Source organism: Streptomyces sp. NPDC043878 (assembly GCF_056435735.1).
On record NZ_JBWKDW010000005.1, the window covers coordinates 143,823 to 161,038 of the forward strand.

The window sequence follows — 17,216 nt, forward strand, 5'->3', positions numbered from 1 at the left end:
GTGGGGGGGGGGGGGGGGGGGGGGGGGGGGGGGGGGGGGGGGGGGAGGGGGGGGGGGTGGGGGGGGGGGGGGGGGGGGGGGGGGGTGGCCCCCCCCCCCCCCCCCCCCCCCCCCCGGACCGGCCCTGAACGGGCCGTGTCCTCGAGCGCCGGGCGGACTGGTTGTGGGGGCCTTGTCCTCAAGTGCCGGGCGGGCTGGTTGCGGGGGCCGTGTCCTCAAGTGCCGGACGGGGCGAGTCGGGTCGGTGCCCACTTAGAATCTCCAGGTGACCGACCCCCTGCCTACGGCCGAACGTCTCCGTGCCGCTCTTGCCGGTCTGCTCGACGGGCTTCCGCCGCGGCAGGCCGCCGGGGCTGTGGAGCGGCTGATCGCCAGTTACCGGGGGAGCACGCCGACCGACTCCCCGATCCTGCGGGACCGCGCCGACGTGGCCGCCTACGCCGCCTACCGGATGCCCGCGACCTTCGAGGCGGTGCGGTCGGCGCTGGAGGCGTTCGCGGACGCCGTACCGGAGTGGGTGCCCGCCGGACATCTGGACGTCGGAGGCGGGACCGGCGCCGCGACCTGGGCCGTCAGCGCGACCTGGGCCGGTGACCGGCCGGTGACCGTGCTCGACTGGGCCGAGCCGGCGCTCGCCCTCGGCAAGGAGATCGCCGCCGCCGACCCGGCGCTGCGCGACGTCCGCTGGCAGCGCTCCCGGATCGGGGCGGACCTCGCTCTCGACCCCACCGACCTGGTCACCGTCTCCTACGTCCTCAACGAGCTGACCGCCCCCGACCGCGCCCGTCTCGTCGACGCGGCCGCCACCGCCGCGCGGGCCGTGGTGATCGTCGAGCCCGGCACCCCCGACGGGTACGCCCGCGTCATCGAGGCCCGCGACCGGCTGATCGCCGCCGGCTTCCACGTCGCCGCGCCCTGTCCGCACAGCGCCGACTGCCCGATCGTGCCCGGCGAGGACTGGTGTCACTTCTCGGCGCGGGTCAGCCGCTCCTCCCTGCACCGGCAGGTCAAGGGCGGCTCCCTCGCCTACGAGGACGAGAAGTTCAGCTACGTCGCCGCCACCCGCCTCCCCGTCGCGCCCGCCGCCTCCCGCGTGGTCCGGCGCCCGCAGATCCGCAAGGGACAGGTCCTGCTCGACCTGTGTGAGGCCGACGAGCGGCTGCGGCGCACGACGGTCACCAAACGGCACGGCGAGCTCTACCGGGCCGCCCGGGGCGCCGACTGGGGCGACCCCTGGCCGCCGTACACCGGGCCGACGTGAGGCGGGCCCGCCCGCGGCGGCCTGGGGCGACCCCTGGCCGCCGTACACCGAGCCGGCGTGAGCCGGGCCCGCCCGCGGTGGGGCTCGCGCGCCGCCCGGGAGTCGTTCGTCTCACCCCTCGCACCCCGGTACGCACCCGCCGAACAGGCCGGTAGACCGGGGCAAAGCGGCTGATAGCGGTCCGTCCCCCGCCCGGTACGCCCCGCCTCGCCCACCCCGGTTGCGGGCTCCGGCCCCCCGCGGCGCAGGATGGTGGGACGATGGAGCGAGCTGCTCGGCACGACAGCGAGGCGAGGAGATAGATGAGCGCGGAGTTCGGCGGTCGGACCGGCCGGCAGGGCAAAATCTCCCAGTGGCTGCGCGGACGCCGCCCGAAGGAGGCCGCCGACGACGGCGGCCGGGAGGCTCTGCTGCTCGCCGCCGCCGCAGCGGGACTCCCGCTCGCGCCCGCCGCGCACCCCGCCCCCGGCTACCGGTGTTCCTGCGACCGCGTGGGCTGTCCGACCCCCGCCCGGCACCCGGTGTCGTTCGCCTGGCAGACCCAGTCCACCACCGACCGCACCCAGATCGAGCGCTGGTCCCGCCATCAGCCGCAGGCCAACTTCATCACCGCGACCGGCATGGTGCACGACGTCCTGGACGTGCCGCTGGAGGCGGGCCGCGAGGCCATGGAGCGGCTTCTCGACGCGGACATCGAGGTCGGCCCGGTCGCCGAGAGCGACGACGGGCGGCTGCTGTTCTTCACCCTCACCCGCGGCACCCCCGAGGACGAGGACGAGTGGTGGCCCTGCGAGCTGGACTGCCACCCCGAGACGATGGACGAACGCCCGGGCCTGCGCTGGCACTGCCGGGGGTCGTACGTCCTGGTGCCCCCCGCCCGGCTCCCCGGCGAGAACCAGTCGGTGCACTGGGTGCGCGGTCCCGAACACCCGCTGCCCGACCCGCTGACGCTGCTGGAGATCCTCACGGAGACCTGCGCCCGGCACGGCGTGGAGCCCGACCACGAGGGCGCCGCCTGGCCCACGCGCCTGTGAGGCCCTGAGCCGGCGGCGCCGACCCGTGTCGCCTACGACCCCTCGGCCGAGGTCAGTCCCTCGATGCGGCCCAGCACCGACACCTTGCCACCGCCCGAGCCCCGCGGCGGGTCCAGCGCCACCTGGTTGGAGACGAACTCCATCGTCAGGGACTGCTTGATCTCGCCGGTCGTCAGCGCCCGCACGTTGTCGTTCTGGGCGGGGATCGCCGCGCCCGCCGCGGCGGTCTGCTTCTCGTAGCGGTGGGTGGTGAAGAAGACCAGCGCGCCGCCGTCCGTGGTGCGCAGCGCCAGCGGGGCGTAGTCGCCGCTGGTCAGCGGCTCGTCGATGTACTGCGTGGCGAGTCCGGGCTTGCTGCCCGCCGCCGCGCGCTGCGCGCGCCACGCGCTGGTGTGCGTGCCCGCGGCGAAGGACTTCCCGCCGCTCTTGAGGTAGGTCGCGTAGTCCTGGCTCAACGTTCCGGGTGCGAGGGCGAGTTGCGTGGAGTTGGCGGGCACGGCCTCGGCCCAGCCGTCCGCGTCCCGCTTGAACTTCGGTACGTCGCCGGGGGCGACCAGCGTCAGGTACGCCACCTGCCAGGGATCGCTCAGGGCGCCGCGGGTGAACACCAGCAGCCAGCGCAGGTCGCCGCCCTTGTTGCCGTGCGCGTCGGCGACGAACCAGCGCGGCCAGCCTGCCTTCTTGGGGATCGTGAAGCGCGCGTCCGACAGCTTCAGCGGTGAATGCCCGGGATTCCCGGCCGGGTTGTTGATGTGCCCGGCCTTCAGACGGGCCGCGTCGATGGCACCGAGGGCGCCCGTGACGTGGTCGGCGTCCAGGGAGGTGTCGTACTCCTCGTCCGCCTTGTTGTACGCGGCGGTGAACTGCCCGAGCGCCTTCGCGGCCTCGGCGCGGGTGGTCGCGGGGAGCACTTCCCTCTCCCCGTGCACCACCACGCAACCGCTCGCCGTCAGCGACAGAGCGGTCAGCGAGGCCGCCGTCAGAGCGCGCCGGTCAAGCCTGCGAAGCCTTCGAGGGCTGCGATCCCTGCTCATCAGGTGCCTTCACCTTCCCCTTCCCGGAGGCGAACCCTACCGGGGCGAGGAAGACGGCGAGCGTCGGGACCAGGTACAGCAGCCACACCGTGACCTGGAGGACCGTCGGGTCGGGCTGGAAGTTGAAGACGCCCTTCAGGAGGGTGCCGTACCAGCTGTCCGGGGCGATGGTGCCGCTGATGTCGAAGGCGAGATGCTGCAGTCCCGGGATCCAGTCGGCCTCCTGGAGGTCGTGGACGCCGTACGCCAGCACACCCGCGGCGACCACCACCAGCATCGCGCCGGTCCAGGTGAAGAACCTGGACAGGTTGATCTTCAGGGCGCCGCGGTAGAACAGCCAGCCCAGGAGGACCGCGGACGCCAGGCCCAGCGCCGCGCCGATCAGCGGGCGCGGGGTGCCGTCACCGGCCGCGTGGACGGACGTCCACACGAACAGGGCCGTCTCCAGGCCCTCCCGGCCGACCGCCAGGAACGCGGTCGCCACCAGCGCGCCGGTGCCCATCGCCAGGGCCGCGTCCAGCTTCCCGTGCAGCTCCGACTTCAGGTGCCGGGCGGTGCGCCGCATCCAGAACACCATCCACGTCACCAGGGCGACCGCCACGATGGACAGGCTGCCGCCGAGCGCCTCCTGCGCCTTGAACGTGAGTTCCTGGGAGCCGAATTCGAGGACGCAGCCGAAGCCCATCGCGATGAGGACGGCGACGCCCACGCCGATCCAGATCGGCTTCAGGGCGTCCCGGCGGCCGGTCTTGACCAGGTAGGCGATCAGGATGCAGACGACGAGGCTGGCTTCCAGTCCCTCGCGCAGACCGATCAGGTAGTTGGAGAACACGGCTAGGCCTCCTTGGAGAACAGCGTCCGGCCCCACCAGTCGTCCTTGTCGCGGACGCCGGGCGGGACGGCGAAGTGCGCCGAACCCACGTGCTGGATGTACTCGTTGAGCGCGTCGGCGCCCAGACTGCGCTGGATCGGGATGAAGCCCGTGCGGACGTCCCGCTGGTAGGCGAGGAAGAACAGGCCGGCCTCCAGCCGGCCGAGGCCGTCCGTACCGTCGGTGAAGGAGTAGCCGCGGCGCAGGATCGTCGCCCCGTGGTTGGAGTCGGGGTGCGCGAGCCGGACGTGCGCGTCGGGCTTCATCGCCTTCAGGAACGGCTTGTCGCGCTCCTTGGCCCGGCCCACCGGGGCGCCCTCCCCCTTGTCGCGGCCGAAGACGTCCTCCTGCTCCTGGAGCGAGGTGCGGTCCCAGGTCTCGATGTTCATGCGGATGCGCCGGGCGACGAGATAGGAGCCGCCTGCCATCCAGTCCGAGCCGTCCTTCGCGTCCGCCCACACGAACTTCTCCAGGCGGCCGGTCTCGGTGCCCGCGATGTTGCGGGTGCCGTCCTTGAAGCCCATCAGGTTGCGCGGGGTCTGCGCGTCGGGGGTGGTGGAGGAGGTCTTGCCGAAGCCGAGCTGGGACCAGCGGATGGCGACCTTGCCGAAGCCGATGCGGGCCAGGTTGCGGATCGCGTGCACCGCGACCTGCGGATCGTCCGCGCAGGCCTGGACGCACAGGTCGCCGCCGCTGCGGTTGCGGTCCAGGTTCTCGCCGGGGAACTTCGGCAGGTCCACCAGCGCCTCGGGCCGCCGGTCCGCGAGGTCGAACTTCTCGAACAGGGACGGGCCGAACCCGATGGTCAGCGTGAGCCGTGAGGGCTTGAGGCCCAGCGCCTCGCCGGTGTCGTCCGGCGGCGCCTCGGCGAGCCCGCCGTAGGCACCCTCGCCGACGGGGTGGCCGGCGGTCAGCCGCCGTGCGGCCGCCGTCCAGTCCTTGAGCAGCTGGACGAACTCGGCGCGGTCGTCGGTCTTCACGTCGAACGCGGCGAAGTGCAGCCGGTCCTGCACCGGCGTGGCGATGCCCGCCTGGTGCGCGCCGTGGAAGGGGACGGCCGCGCCCGACTCGGCGGCCGTCGGGTCCACGTCGTCACCGGTGTGCGCCATCGCCACGGCGCCGCCGGCCGCGGCGGCACCGAGCGCGAGCCCGGCACCGCCCCAGCCGATCAGCGAACGCCGGGAGGGGGCGGCCGGGGTGGCTTCCTGAGAGGTCGTGTCCGTCATGGTCGTCCCTTACTTCGCGACGGCCGCGGCGAGCTTGGACAGCGGCTCGGCGAGCGCGTTCACCGCGTCCGAGAGCTCCTTGCGGTCGTCCTTGCCGACCTTGTCGTAGGACTCGAAGTCGTACGACGCCTTGTCCGTGCGGTACTTGTCCAGCAGCGTGTTCAACGCGGCGAACTGCTTGTCGAGCTCGGTGGCCAGCGCCGGGTCGTTCTCCTCGGTGACCGCCCTGAGCAGCTCGTAGGACTTCTGGGCGCCCTCGACGTTGCCCTTGAAGTCGACCAGGTCGGTGTGCGAGTAGCGCTCCTCCTCGCCGGTGACCTTGCCGGTGGCGACCTCGTCGAGGAGTTCCTTGGCGCCGTTGGCCATGGAGGTCGGGGTGATGTCGGCCTTGCCGACCCGCTTCTGCCAGTCCGTCAGGTCGGTGACCAGCTGGTCGGCGAGGGTCTTCTCCTCGGCGCCGATCTTCTTGTCCTGCCAGAGGGCCTTCTCCAGACGGTGCCAGCCCGTCCACTTCTGGCCGTCCTCCAGGCCGTCCGCGCGGACGTCGACCCTCGGGTCGATGTCGCCGAAGGACTCGGCGACCGGCTCGGTGCGCTCCCAGCCGATGCGGGACGGTGCGTAGGCGGCCTCGGCGGCGGCCAGGTCGCCGGCCTTGACGGCCTTCACGAAGGCCGCGACCTTCGGCAGTGTGGCGTCGGCCTGCTCCTGCGCGTACTCGCGGTAGGCGGCGACCGCCGTGTCGAGGCGCGGGTCGCGCTTGGCGGCCTTGCCGCCGGTGGCCTTGACGGCCTGGCGGATGCCCTTGCCCTTCATACCGGGCTTGCAGGCGATCGTGTAGTCGCCGGCCTTCACCTCGGCGGTGACCGTCTGCCTGGTGCCGGGGCCGATGTTCTCGCGCTCGCTGACGATGCGGTCGTCGGGGAAGAGGATGTAGACCTCGGTGACCTTGGAGCCCTTGTTCTGGATGTCGAGCTCGACGTGTCCGGCCGGGAACTCCTTCTGGGACACCTGGCACGTGGAGTCGGTCGCCGTCACCTGGAGGGAGCCGGCGCCCTTCCCGTCGCTCTTCTCGGCACACCCCGTGACGGCGGTCAGCGCCGCCGCGGTGGCGACGGCGGTGACGACGGAGAGTCTGGCGGCTCGCATTCGGGCTCCAAGAGGCTCAAGTGCTGGCGAAAAATCGCGTGTCGGGATTCACATCAGGATGGTGAGGCTCGCCTAACTTATCTAAGGCTTGCCTGCGTGATACCCACCCGCACGGTGATTCAGCTCTCATGGACGGCGTATGAGCACGGACCGATCACGGTATCCCAAAACGGACCCCATGAAATGGTCAAAGGAAATTCAAAGACTCCGTCTCGGCCCGTCGTGGGGGAGCCGGTGCCGGACCACGCAAAAGCCTTCACGGGCTGGTCGGAAGCCCCTGGAGGCGGCGGGCCGGCGCGGGGTCGGCGGACGACCCCCGGGGGCGCGGCGCGGTCGGCGCACAGGATCGCGGCCCGGTGCGCGCGGGGCGCGGCGGACGCCGGGCGCAGCCGGCCGGTGACGTTTTCCGGTCACCTCCACAACTTCAGTCCCAGGTCGCCGCCTGCTTCAATGCCCGCGTGACTGATTACGACGTGCTCCGGGTCTTCTGCGGACCCGGCGGCGGATACGGCAACGAGCTCGGCGTGGTCCGTGAGGGCTCGGTGATGCCGGACCCCGAGGAGCGGCAGGAGTTCGCCGCGAAGCTCGGGTTCAGCGAGACCGTGTTCGTCGACGACCCGGAGCGCGGCGTCATCGACATCTACACGCCCACGCTGCGCCTTCCCTTCGCCGGCCACCCCTGCGTCGGTACCGCCTGGCTCCTGGACGTGCCCGAACTGGTCACCCCCGCCGGGGTGGTGGGCGTCCGCCTGGACGGCGAGTTCAGCTGGATCGAGGCGCTCGCGGAGTGGGTCCCGCCACGCACGCTCCGCCGGCACGCCACCCCCGCCGAGGTCGACGACCTGGCGGTGCCGCCGCAGGGGGAGTGGATCTACGCCTGGGCCTGGGAGGACGAGGCGGCCGGCCGGATCCGCGCCCGCGCCTTCCCCGGCCGCGACGACGGCATCGAGGAGGACGAGGCGACGGGCGCGGCGGCCATCCTGCTGACGCAACAGCTGGGCCGCGCCCTGAACATCACGCAGGGCGCGGGCTCCCAGCTCCTGACGGCTCCGCAGCCGGGGGGCTGGGTGGAGGTCGGCGGCCGCGTGCTCCTGGAGCGCTGAGCCCGCCGCAGGCCCGTCCTCGGGCGCGGGGTGGGAACTCCTTCCGCCCACCGCCCTGAACACCCCCGGGTGTTCGGGGCGAACGCCCGCGCGCACCCGGCGACGATCCGCAGCTTCTCCAGGTCGCGTCCGCGCGGACCGCGTCGAGCGCTTCGCGGTGGGTTGGGGTTGCCCGGGTCACGTGGTTGCCGACGGTATGCCGGTAACGGCGTACCGGAGACGACGAAGGGCCCGCCCCCTGGTGAGGGCGGGCCCGGACGGCGGCAGAACCGGCGGGCGCTACGGCAGGGTGAGGATGTCCGCGCCCGTCTCCGTCACCACCAGCGTGTGCTCGAACTGGGCCGTGCGTCTGCGGTCCTTGGTCACGACCGTCCACCCGTCGTCCCACATGTCGTAGTCGTGCGTCCCCAGGGTCAGCATCGGCTCGATCGTGAAGGTCATCCCCGGCTGGATGAGGGTCGTCGCGTGCGGGCTGTCGTAGTGCGGGATGATCAGGCCGGAGTGGAACGACGAGTTGATGCCGTGGCCCGTGAAGTCGCGGACCACGCCGTAGCCGAAGCGCTTGGCGTAGGACTCGATGACCCGGCCGATGATGTTGATCTGGCGGCCCGGCCGGACCGCCCTGATCGCGCGGTCGAGGGACTCCCGGGTCCGCTCGACGAGCAGCCGGCTCTCCTCGTCCACGTCCCCGACCAGGTAGGTGGCGTTGTTGTCGCCGTGCACCCCGCCGATGTACGCCGTCACGTCCAGGTTGACGATGTCGCCGTCCCGCAGGACCGTCGAGTCCGGGATGCCGTGGCAGATGACCTCGTTGACGCTCGTGCACAGGGACTTCGGGAAGCCGCGGTAGCCGAGCGTCGAGGGGTAGGCGCCGTGGTCGCACATGTACTCGTGCGCGACCCGGTCCAGTTCGTCGGTGGTGACGCCCGGCGCGATCAGCTTCGCGGCCTCCGCCATCGCCCGCGCGGCGATCCGGCCGGCGCGGCGCATCGCCTCGACGGTCTCGGGTGTCTGCACCTCCGGGCCGGTGTACGGCGTCGGCGCGGGCTTGCCGACGTACTCGGGGCGGCGGATGTTCCCGGGCACGGAACGGATGGGGGACAGCTCCCCTGGGACGAGCAGCGACTGGCCAGACATGCCAGCGAGTCTAACCAGCGGCGATGGGGGAACATGTCGGTGGCGAGAGGAGCTGGTCATGCCCCTGTTCAAGAAGCGGACGGTCGGTAAACCGGGCGAGTGGTTCTACTGCCTGGAGCACAAGAAGGTCGAGGAGGGTCCGGACTGCCCCGGCAAGGACCGTTTCGGTCCGTACGCCACCCGCGCGGAGGCCGAGCACGCGATGGAGAGCGCCCGCGAGCGCAACCTGGAGTGGGAGAACGACCCCAAGTGGCACGACGCGCCGGCGGGCGGCGCGGACGAGGGCTGAGCGGACCCCCTCCCGGGGGACGTCAGCCCCGCACCGGTGCGGCCGCCTTCCGCTGGTCGCGCAGCCGCACCGCGTGCTCGTTCGTCCGTACGTCGTACGTCATCAGCCCGGGCAGGCACAGGGCCAGCAGCCCCACCGCGCCCGCGCACAGCAGCCCGCCCGACCACACCGACGTCCGCACCCCGGCCCACGCGGCCGTCCCGCCCGAGCGGACCTGGCCGAGCTGCGGGCCCACCGAGTAGGACAGCAGCTCGATCCCCGCGAGCCGGCCGCGCAGTTCGTCGGGGATCGTCTGGTTCCACATGGCCCCGCGGAAGACGCCGCTGACCATGTCGCAGCCGCCGCCGACGGCGAGGAACAGCAGCACCAGCCACACGTTCCCGCAGGCGCCGGCCGCCGCGATCGCCAGGCCCCACAGCGCGGCCGAGAGCACCACCATGCGCCCGTGCCGGTGCACCCGCGAGGTCCAGCCGCTGGTCAGGCTCACCACCAGGGCCCCCGCCGGGACGGACGCGTACATCAGGCCGAGGGACCAGGGCGCGTGCAACTCGTCGGCGAGGAAGGGCAGTACGGCGAGCGGCATCGCGAGGAACATCGCCGCGAGGTCGATGGCGTACGTGCCGAGGAGTTCCTTGCGGCCCCACGCGTACCGGGCGCCCTCGGCGATGGACCGCAGGGACGGCTTCGGCGAGGCGTGCGAGGCGGGCGCGGCGGCGATACGCAGCACGAAGGCGACCGAGACGACGAAGGTCAGCAGGTCCACGGCGTACGCCCAGCCCAGCCCGGCGAACGCGACGACCACGCCCGCCACCGCGGGGCCCGCGACCCCGCCGACCGTCCAGCGCAGCGAGTTGAGCGAGGCCGCGGCCGGCAGATGCTCGTGGGCCACGATCCGCGGGGTCAGCGCGTCGAGCGCGGGCCGCTGCACGGAGCCGAGCGCCGAGGACAGCGCGGCGACCACGTACAGCGGCCATACGGCGGGACGCGGCAGCAGCGCGTTGAGCAGCAGCGCCGCGGACAGCAGGCCCTGGCCGGCCTCCGTCCACACGATCAGCTTCCGCTTGTCCCAGGCGTCCGCGAGCGCGCCGCCGTACAGCCCGAACACGATCAGCGGCAGGAGTTCGACCGCGCCGATCGCCCCGACGGCCGCCGCGGAGCCCGTGAGGTCCTTCATCTGCACGGGCAGCGCGACGAAGGTCAGGAAACTGCCGAAGTTGGTGATCAGCCCGGACAGCCACAGCCGCCGGAAGTCCACGGAGGCCCGCCAGGGCGCCAAATCGGGCAGCAGGGCGCGCAGCCCGGAGCGCGGAGGGTCGGCGGGCCCGCCGGAGGGACTGCCGGAGGGGCCACTGGAAGCGCTGTCGCCGTCGTGCGTCACGGGGGGCCATGCTCGGCGTGGACGGCTGCGGGGGGCAACCGGTTTTCTCCGGCCTCGGGTGCGGCGGGGCTCGTTCGGGCGGTCGCCCGCGCGGGTTTCGGCGGGCGGCGCCCGCGCCCGCGCGGCTTATGGTGGGCGGCGCCCGCGCCCGCATAGCCATCGGCGGGCCGTCGGTTGCGCAGCTGTTGCGGGTCACCCGGTCGCGTGGCTGCCGACGGGCTGTCGCCCGCGTGACTCGGCAGGTCATCGCCGGGTCATCGATCGCGTGGCTACCGGCCGGTCGTCGCCCGCATGGCTGTCAGCGGGCCGCGGCCCCTGCGGCTGTCAGCGGACCGCTGCCCCCGAGGGTGTCGGCGGGTCGTCGTTCGCTTGGCTTCGGTGGGTCGCCGTCCGCATGGCTGTCAGCGTGCCGCTGCCCCCCGGCAGCTACCAGCGGGCCGGTGGGGGTGCCGTCAGGTGGTGGGCCAGGGCGGACAGGTGGTCGCGGAGGCGGCGGCGGCCGCGCGGGGCCGGCAGGAAGTTCTCCCCGGCCGCCGCGCTCACCAGATGCTGCACGCTGTCCAGATCCAGCTCCGAGCCGTCGGTCACGGCCAGCGACTCGTGCGCCAGGGCCGTCAGCTCGGCCCCGCCCGCTCCGAGCGCCAGCACCGTCGCCCCGGCCCGCCGGGCGTCGTGCACCCCCTCCAGCAGACTCGCGTCCGGCCCCCGCTCCGCCACCACCAGCAGCGTCTCGCCCCGCCGGGCCGCCGCGAGCCGCCCGGGCCCGACCGCCAGATGCGCGGGGTCGGAGGCGTGCGCGTCGTGCCGGACCAGCGTCGGGGCCAGCTCGGGCGTGCCGGACCAGGCGGCCTCGTCCACCAGGTGGGCCGCCAGATGCCACGGCTCGTGCCGCGGGGTACCCACAAGCAGCAGCCCGCCCCCGTGCGTCACCACCGAGCCCCGCAGCACCCCCGCGAACCGGCGGGTGGCCCCCAGCAACTCGGTCCCGGCGAGCACCTCGCGCAACAGCGCCACCCGTACGGCATCCATGGCCCGGCATCCTGCCGCACCCGGTCATCGCGGGCCGGCGGTTCACTGCGTATTCCCCCGAACCGGGCCTCCCGGCCGACGGTCCGGACCTCCCAACCGGCCTCCCGGGCCTCCCGGCCTCCCGGGCCTCCCGGCCCCCGGGCCTCCCGGCCCCCCGCCGACACCGTTGCGCACGGATCCGGACGTCTTCCGGTCGGCCTCCCGGTCGTTTCACCGGACCTGTCGTCCGACGCCTTCCGCACGGTGTGCGGTCGGCGTGCGGCCGTCGTGCGCCCGGGGTTCGTGACGCGGCTCACCCGGCCGGTGAGGCGCGCCCGGTGGACCGTAAAGTCGGCCCATGACCTCTAGCGACAGTGCACAGCAGCCCGCCGGCGCCCCGGCGAAGGCCCCCGCCAAGGACCCCTGGGACCTCCCGGACGTCTCCGGGCTCGTCGTCGGCGTGCTCGGCGGCACCGGGCCGCAGGGCAAGGGCCTGGCCTACCGGCTCGCCCGTGCCGGACAGAAGGTGATCATCGGCTCGCGCGCCGCCGACCGCGCGCGGTCCGCGGCCGAGGAGCTCGGGCACGGCGTCGAGGGCGCCGACAACGCCGAGACCGCGCACCGCAGCGACATCGTGATCGTCGCCGTCCCCTGGGACGGTCACGGCGCGACGCTGGAGTCGCTGCGCGAGCAGCTGGCCGGCAAGCTCGTCGTCGACTGCGTCAACCCGCTCGGCTTCGACAAGCAGGGCGCCTACGCGCTCAAGCCGGAGGAGGGCAGCGCCGCCCAGCAGGCCGCCGCGCTGCTGCCGGACTCGCGGGTGACGGCCGCCTTCCACCACCTGTCGGCGGTGCTGCTGCAGGACCCGGAGATCGCGGAGATCGACACCGACGTGATGGTCCTCGGCGAGGAGCGGGCCGACGTCGAGATCGTCCAGGCGCTGGCCGGCCGTATCCCCGGCATGCGCGGTGTCTTCGCCGGCCGGCTGCGCAACGCCCACCAGGTGGAGTCGCTGGTCGCGAACCTGATCTCGGTCAACCGCCGGTACAAGGCGCACGCGGGACTGCGCGTCACGGACGTGTGAGCGGATGGGGGACACTGGTCGGCACGAGCTGTTCCAGCAGTACCAGCAGTGTCCCCCGACAGGAGCCGACCAGATGCCCCGCCTCGCCCTCTACGCCCTCGTCGTCTGTCTGCTCGCGGTGACCGCGGCCGTCGTGTCGTTCGCCCGGGGCAGCTGGCTGGGCATCGTGTGGGTGCTGCTGGCCGGACTGTCCTCCAACATGTGCTGGTACTACCTCAAGCGGGGCACGGCCGGCCGGCGGGGACCGTCCGTCAGGGGCTGACCTGGCAGAACTCGTTGGTGCCCTGCCAGAAGCGGTAGAGCTCCTGGCCGCAGTACGAGTCGAACGCGTCGATCCCCAGCGACCTCAGGATCGCGTCGATCACGTCGAAGAAGACGGTGTTCACCGACGGCACCCACAGCAGGGCGAACACGAACAGCAGGCCGAACTGAGCGAACGGCTCGACCTGCCGCCGCACGTTGTACGACAGCCAGGGCTCGATGACGCCGTAGCCGTCCAGGCCCGGTACCGGCAGGAAGTTCAGCAGCGCCGCCGTGACCTGGAGCAGCGCCAGGAACGCCAGCGCGAAGCGGAAGTCCCGCGGCACCCCGTCCAGCGCGTGCAGCCAGAACGGCGCCGTGCACGCCACCGCGAACAGCACGTTCGTCAGCGGTCCGGCCGCGGAGATCAGGCTGTGCTTCCAGCGGCCCTGGATCCGGCCGCGCTCGATGAACACCGCCCCGCCCGGCAGACCGATCCCGCCCATGATCACGAAGACCACGGGGAGGACGATGCTCAGCAGGGCGTGGGTGTACTTGAGCGGGTTGAGCGTCAAGTAGCCTTTCCCGCCGACGGAGATGTCGCCGCTGTGCAGGGCGGTGCGCGCGTGCGCGTACTCGTGCAGACACAGGGAGACGATCCACGCGGCCGTCACGAACAGGAACACGGCGACGCCCGGCTGCGCGGCGAACCCGGTCCAGGTGGCCCAGCCGGTCACCGCCGTGACAGCCGTGATCCCCAGGAAGACGGGGCTGACCCGCCGGTCGCTGTGGCGGGTGGTGGCGGTGGTCATGGGGCTCCCTGGACTCTCGGACACGCATCGGGACTGCCCGACCGTACCGGGCGCGTCAGGAAAACGTCTCGCGGTGCCCCGGGGGTTCCGGGAAAGCTGGGAGGCTTCGGCCCCGGCTGTGACCGGCTGGGGCAGCGCGGGGACCGGCCGCACCGAGCCCGTCCGCAGGCGGCTCTGCCCCGGCAGGACCCGCCCGACCGCCCCAACCCCGTGACCGGTCCCGACGCCAACGGAGACAATGGACCCCGTGCGCTACCGCATCCTCGGCACCACCCAGGCACTTCGCCCCGACGGCACGGCCGTCCCGCTCGGCGGGGCGCGGCTGCGTGCGCTGCTGGCCGTGCTCGCCCTGCGGCCCGGCCGGACCGTGCCCGCGCGTCTCCTGGTCGACGAGGTGTGGCGGGACGACCCGCCCGCCGACGCCACCGGCGCGCTCCAGGCGCTGGTCGGCCGGCTGCGCAGGGCCCTCGGCGCGGAGGCCGTCGCCTCCGCCGACGGCGGCTACCACCTCACCGCCCCGGCCGACGACATCGACCTGTACCGCTTCGAGCGGCTGGCCGGTGAGGGCACCCGCGCCCTGGCCGACGGCGACCCCGCGAAGGCGGCCGTCGTCCTCGACGACGCCCTCGCCCTGTGGCGCGGCCCGGTCCTCGCCGATCTGCCCGACCGCGCCTTCGAGGCGGCCCGCTGGGAGACCCGGCGCCTGGCCGCCCTGCGCACGCGCCACGCGGCCGCCCTCGCCCTCGGGCACGCCGACCAGTCCCTGCCCGAGCTGACCGCCCTGTGCGACGCCCACCCGCTGGACGAGCCCCTCCAGGCGCTCAGGCTGCGCGCGCTGCGCTGCGCGGGCCGCACGGCGGAGGCGCTGGCCGCCTATGAGGACGTACGCCGCTCCCTCGCCGACCGGCTCGGCTCCGACCCGGGACCCGAACTGCGTGAACTGCACGCCGAGTTGCTGGACTCGGGTGACGGGCCGGGAGCGGAACCCGGACACGGGGCCGGACGGGCGGAACAGGCCGGCGCGGGACCGGCGGAAGCCTCCGTTTCCCCGCAGCCGCCCGGCAACCTGCGTGCCCGACTCACCTCCTTCGTGGGGCGGGAGGCCGACATCGAGGCCATCCGGGGGGACCTCGCGACCGCCCGGCTCGTCACCCTGCTCGGACCCGGCGGCGCCGGCAAGACGAGGTTGTCGCAGGAGGCCGCCGAGACCGCGGGGCACGCGGCCCGGGACGGGGTGTGGCTGGCGGAACTCGCGCCCGTGGACGACCCCGACGCCGTGCCGGAGGCCGTGCTGACCGCCGTGGGCGCCCGCGAGACCGTCCTGTACGGCGCCGGCGCCGAGGCGATGCGGGCCGGGGCCGACCGCCACGACCGGCCCGTCGACCGGCTCGCCGAGCACTGCGGCCGACGCCGGATGCTGGTCGTCCTCGACAACTGCGAGCACGTCGTCGACGCCGCGGCCCGGCTCGTCGAGGAACTCCTCGAACGCTGTCCCGGTCTGACCGTGCTGGCCACCAGCCGTGAACCCCTCGGCGTGCCGGGGGAGTTGCTGCGCCCGGTGGAGCCGCTGCCCGAGCCGGTCGCGCTGCGGCTGCTCGCCGACCGGGGAGCCGCCGCCCGGCCGGGTTTCCGCGTCGAGGACGATCCGGAGGCGGCCGCGGAGATCTGCCGCCGCCTCGACGGACTGCCCCTCGGCATCGAACTGGCCGCCGCCCGGCTGCGGATGCTCACGCCGCGGCAGATCGCCGACCGGCTCGACGACCGCTTCCGGCTGCTCACCTCCGGCAGCCGTACCGTCCTGCCCCGCCAGCAGACGCTGCGGGCCGTCGTGGACTGGTCCTGGGAACTGCTCGACGAGGACGAACGCGACGTCCTGCGCAGGCTGTCGGTGTTCGCGGGCGGCTGCGACCTGGCCGCGGCCGAGGCCGTGTGCGGACCGGTCGCCCTGGAGGTCCTCGGCTCCCTGGTCGACAAGTCCCTTGTCGTGGCCGCCCCTTCGGCGGACGAGGGGCCCGAGGGCGAGATGCGCTACCGGCTCCTGGAGACCGTCGCCGAGTACGCGGGGGAGCGGCTGGACGAGGCCGGCGGGCGTGCCGACGCCGAACGCGCGCACCTGACGTACTACCGCGAACTCGCCCGCGTCACCGACCCGTTGCTGCGCGGCTCCGGGCAGCTCGCCGCCATCAAACGGCTGGAGCGCGAGTACGAGAACGTGCGCACCGCGCTGCGCCGCGCCGTCGCGCTGCGCGACGAACAGGAGGGCCTGTGCCTGGTGCTGTCCCTCGCCTGGTACTGGCAGATGCGGGACCTGCGCATCGAGGCCCGCAACTGGTCCCTGGAGGTGCAGGCCCTCGGCCCCGACCCGTTCACTCCGCCGGCCCGCCTCGCCCCGCCCGTGTGGGAGCGCTGCACGGAGGTGCCCTTCCCCTGGACCGGTGAGCTCCTCCAGGAGGCCCGGCGCGGTGTCCACCTCGTCCATCTCGCCTGCATGGACACCGACCTGGAGGCATGGCAGAACCCGCGCGCGCAGGAGAAGCTGAAGGTCATCGCGGGCACCTACGCGCCCGGGCTCCCGCAGGTCTGCCGCAGTCCGGGCTCCCTGTGGTTCTTCGCGGTGATCCTGACCGGCGACATGGACCGGCTGCGCGCCATCATCGACGGCAGCGTCGACACCACCCGCGGCGCCCCCGGCTACGAGTGGGAACTCGCCGCGAGCCTGCACATGCGCGCCAACCTCCTCGCCAACCGCAGCGACTGGGCCGGCGACGCCGCCCGTGACGCGGACGAGTCGCTGGAGATCTACCGGCGCATCGGGGACCTGTGGGGCACCGCCGAGGCGCTGTCCGCGCGCGGGGAGGCCCTCGAACGCCAGGGGCGGTACGTGGCCGCCGCCGCCGACTACGAGGCCGCGCGGGAGTGTGCCGGACGGCTCGGCGCCCGCGCCCAGCAGGGCGTGCTCACCGCCCGTCTCGGCAGCGCCCTCCTGGAGGCCGGTCAGTTCGAGCGGGGCGAGGCGCTGCTGCGTGGGGTGATCGCCGAGCGGACCGCCCCGGCGGGCGAGGCGGTGTCCGCGGCCCGGCTGTTCCTCGCCGCCCGTCTCGGCATCACCGGCCGGATCGCCGAGGCCCGCGAGCAGGTGCGCCTGCTGCGGGAGGAGTTCTCGATCGCGATGTTCGTCGTCTTCGACTCGGTCATCCTCGGCGCGGAAGCCGCGCTGGACGCGGCCGACGCACGCCACGAGGAGGCCCTCACCAAGATCCGGCAGGCGCTGGAGCGGGCCGCCGACCCGCTGTCGCGGGCGATAGCGCCCCACATACGTCCAGGGTGTCTCACCATCGCCGCGCTGGCGCTCGCCGGTGTCGACGGCGGCAGCCGCGCCCGGGACGCCGCCCTGTGCGTGGGCGCGGCCGACGCGGACCTGCCGCCCTCGTACGTGTCCTCGGCGCTGGAGCGCGAGGTGCACACCCGGGCCGAGACCGCGGCCCGCGCGGTGCTCGGCGACCAGGCGTACGAGGCCGCGTACGCGGAGGGCGGCGGCCTCTCCCTGGAGGAGGCCACCGCCCTGGTCTGACGCCCGCCCGCGCACGGCACGC

Annotated in this window: 15 protein-coding genes; 7 read left to right on the plus strand and 8 right to left on the minus strand. The window is 73.7% G+C overall.

Features of this window, described 5'->3' with window-relative positions; genetic code table 11:
* Positions 1-265: 265 nt before the first annotated feature.
* Together AC07AZ_RS09630 and AC07AZ_RS09635 are read left to right on the plus strand one after the other, a co-directional pair.
* Positions 266-1,261: a small ribosomal subunit Rsm22 family protein gene (locus tag AC07AZ_RS09630; protein WP_478845581.1), complete on the plus strand. Its 996-nt coding sequence runs from the start codon at positions 266-268 to the stop codon at positions 1,259-1,261.
* Between the two features lie 302 nt (positions 1,262-1,563).
* Positions 1,564-2,295 (plus strand): bifunctional DNA primase/polymerase, encoded by a 732-nt coding sequence (locus AC07AZ_RS09635; protein ID WP_478845583.1) that lies wholly within the window; start codon positions 1,564-1,566, stop codon positions 2,293-2,295.
* Positions 2,296-2,327: 32 nt separating this feature from the next.
* Here the strand turns inward: AC07AZ_RS09635 and AC07AZ_RS09640 are convergent, their stop codons facing one another.
* The 4 genes from AC07AZ_RS09640 to efeO are packed head-to-tail and all read right to left on the minus strand — an operon-like array spanning position 2,328 to position 6,572.
* Positions 2,328-3,329, minus strand: coding sequence for an SCO2278 family lipoprotein (locus tag AC07AZ_RS09640; RefSeq protein WP_478845585.1), 1,002 nt, complete (start codon positions 3,327-3,329; stop codon positions 2,328-2,330).
* Positions 3,289-4,161 (minus strand): iron uptake transporter permease EfeU, encoded by an 873-nt coding sequence (efeU, locus tag AC07AZ_RS09645; RefSeq protein WP_478845587.1) that lies wholly within the window; start codon positions 4,159-4,161, stop codon positions 3,289-3,291. Before efeU ends, AC07AZ_RS09640 begins: the two co-directional genes overlap by 41 nt.
* A gap of 2 nt (positions 4,162-4,163) precedes the next feature.
* Entirely contained in the window at positions 4,164-5,426 is a 1,263-nt protein-coding gene (gene efeB / locus AC07AZ_RS09650) for an iron uptake transporter deferrochelatase/peroxidase subunit (protein ID WP_478845589.1), read from the minus strand.
* A gap of 9 nt (positions 5,427-5,435) precedes the next feature.
* On the minus strand, positions 5,436-6,572 hold the full coding sequence (gene efeO, locus AC07AZ_RS09655) for an iron uptake system protein EfeO (RefSeq protein ID WP_478845591.1): 1,137 nt from the start codon (positions 6,570-6,572) through the stop codon (positions 5,436-5,438).
* Positions 6,573-7,030: 458 nt separating this feature from the next.
* On the opposite strand from efeO, the gene AC07AZ_RS09660 reads away from it, so the two are divergent.
* Positions 7,031-7,675: a PhzF family phenazine biosynthesis protein gene (locus AC07AZ_RS09660; RefSeq protein ID WP_478845593.1), complete on the plus strand. Its 645-nt coding sequence runs from the start codon at positions 7,031-7,033 to the stop codon at positions 7,673-7,675.
* 279 nt (positions 7,676-7,954) lie between these two features.
* On the opposite strand, the gene map is transcribed toward AC07AZ_RS09660, so the two are convergent.
* The gene (map, locus tag AC07AZ_RS09665) at positions 7,955-8,812 is read right to left on the minus strand and encodes a type I methionyl aminopeptidase (protein ID WP_478845595.1); all 858 of its coding nucleotides are present in this window, start codon (positions 8,810-8,812) and stop codon (positions 7,955-7,957) included.
* Positions 8,813-8,870: 58 nt separating this feature from the next.
* Between map and AC07AZ_RS09670 the strand changes: the two genes are divergently transcribed.
* Positions 8,871-9,101: a hypothetical protein gene (locus tag AC07AZ_RS09670; RefSeq protein ID WP_356040865.1), complete on the plus strand. Its 231-nt coding sequence runs from the start codon at positions 8,871-8,873 to the stop codon at positions 9,099-9,101.
* A gap of 22 nt (positions 9,102-9,123) precedes the next feature.
* Here AC07AZ_RS09670 and AC07AZ_RS09675 read toward each other — a convergent pair whose 3' ends face one another.
* On the minus strand, positions 9,124-10,398 hold the full coding sequence (locus AC07AZ_RS09675; protein WP_478845853.1) for an MFS transporter: 1,275 nt from the start codon (positions 10,396-10,398) through the stop codon (positions 9,124-9,126).
* A gap of 507 nt (positions 10,399-10,905) precedes the next feature.
* Positions 10,906-11,508: a hypothetical protein gene (locus tag AC07AZ_RS09680; RefSeq protein ID WP_478845597.1), complete on the minus strand. Its 603-nt coding sequence runs from the start codon at positions 11,506-11,508 to the stop codon at positions 10,906-10,908.
* Between the two features lie 337 nt (positions 11,509-11,845).
* Between AC07AZ_RS09680 and npdG the strand changes: the two genes are divergently transcribed.
* Together npdG and AC07AZ_RS09690 are read left to right on the plus strand one after the other, a co-directional pair.
* Positions 11,846-12,571: an NADPH-dependent F420 reductase gene (npdG, locus tag AC07AZ_RS09685; protein WP_356040870.1), complete on the plus strand. Its 726-nt coding sequence runs from the start codon at positions 11,846-11,848 to the stop codon at positions 12,569-12,571.
* Positions 12,572-12,575: 4 nt separating this feature from the next.
* Positions 12,576-12,833, plus strand: a complete 258-nt coding sequence (locus tag AC07AZ_RS09690; RefSeq protein ID WP_478845600.1) for a hypothetical protein — start codon at positions 12,576-12,578, stop codon at positions 12,831-12,833.
* Here the strand turns inward: AC07AZ_RS09690 and AC07AZ_RS09695 are convergent.
* Positions 12,823-13,623, minus strand: a complete 801-nt coding sequence (locus AC07AZ_RS09695; RefSeq protein WP_478845602.1) for a site-2 protease family protein — start codon at positions 13,621-13,623, stop codon at positions 12,823-12,825. The genes AC07AZ_RS09690 and AC07AZ_RS09695 overlap by 11 nt on opposite strands.
* Positions 13,624-13,861: 238 nt before the next feature.
* Here AC07AZ_RS09695 and AC07AZ_RS09700 point away from each other — a divergent pair, with 238 nt between their 5' ends.
* Complete coding sequence (locus AC07AZ_RS09700) at positions 13,862-17,194, plus strand: AfsR/SARP family transcriptional regulator (protein ID WP_478845604.1); 3,333 nt, start codon at positions 13,862-13,864, stop codon at positions 17,192-17,194.
* The last annotated feature ends 22 nt before the right edge of the window (positions 17,195-17,216 follow it).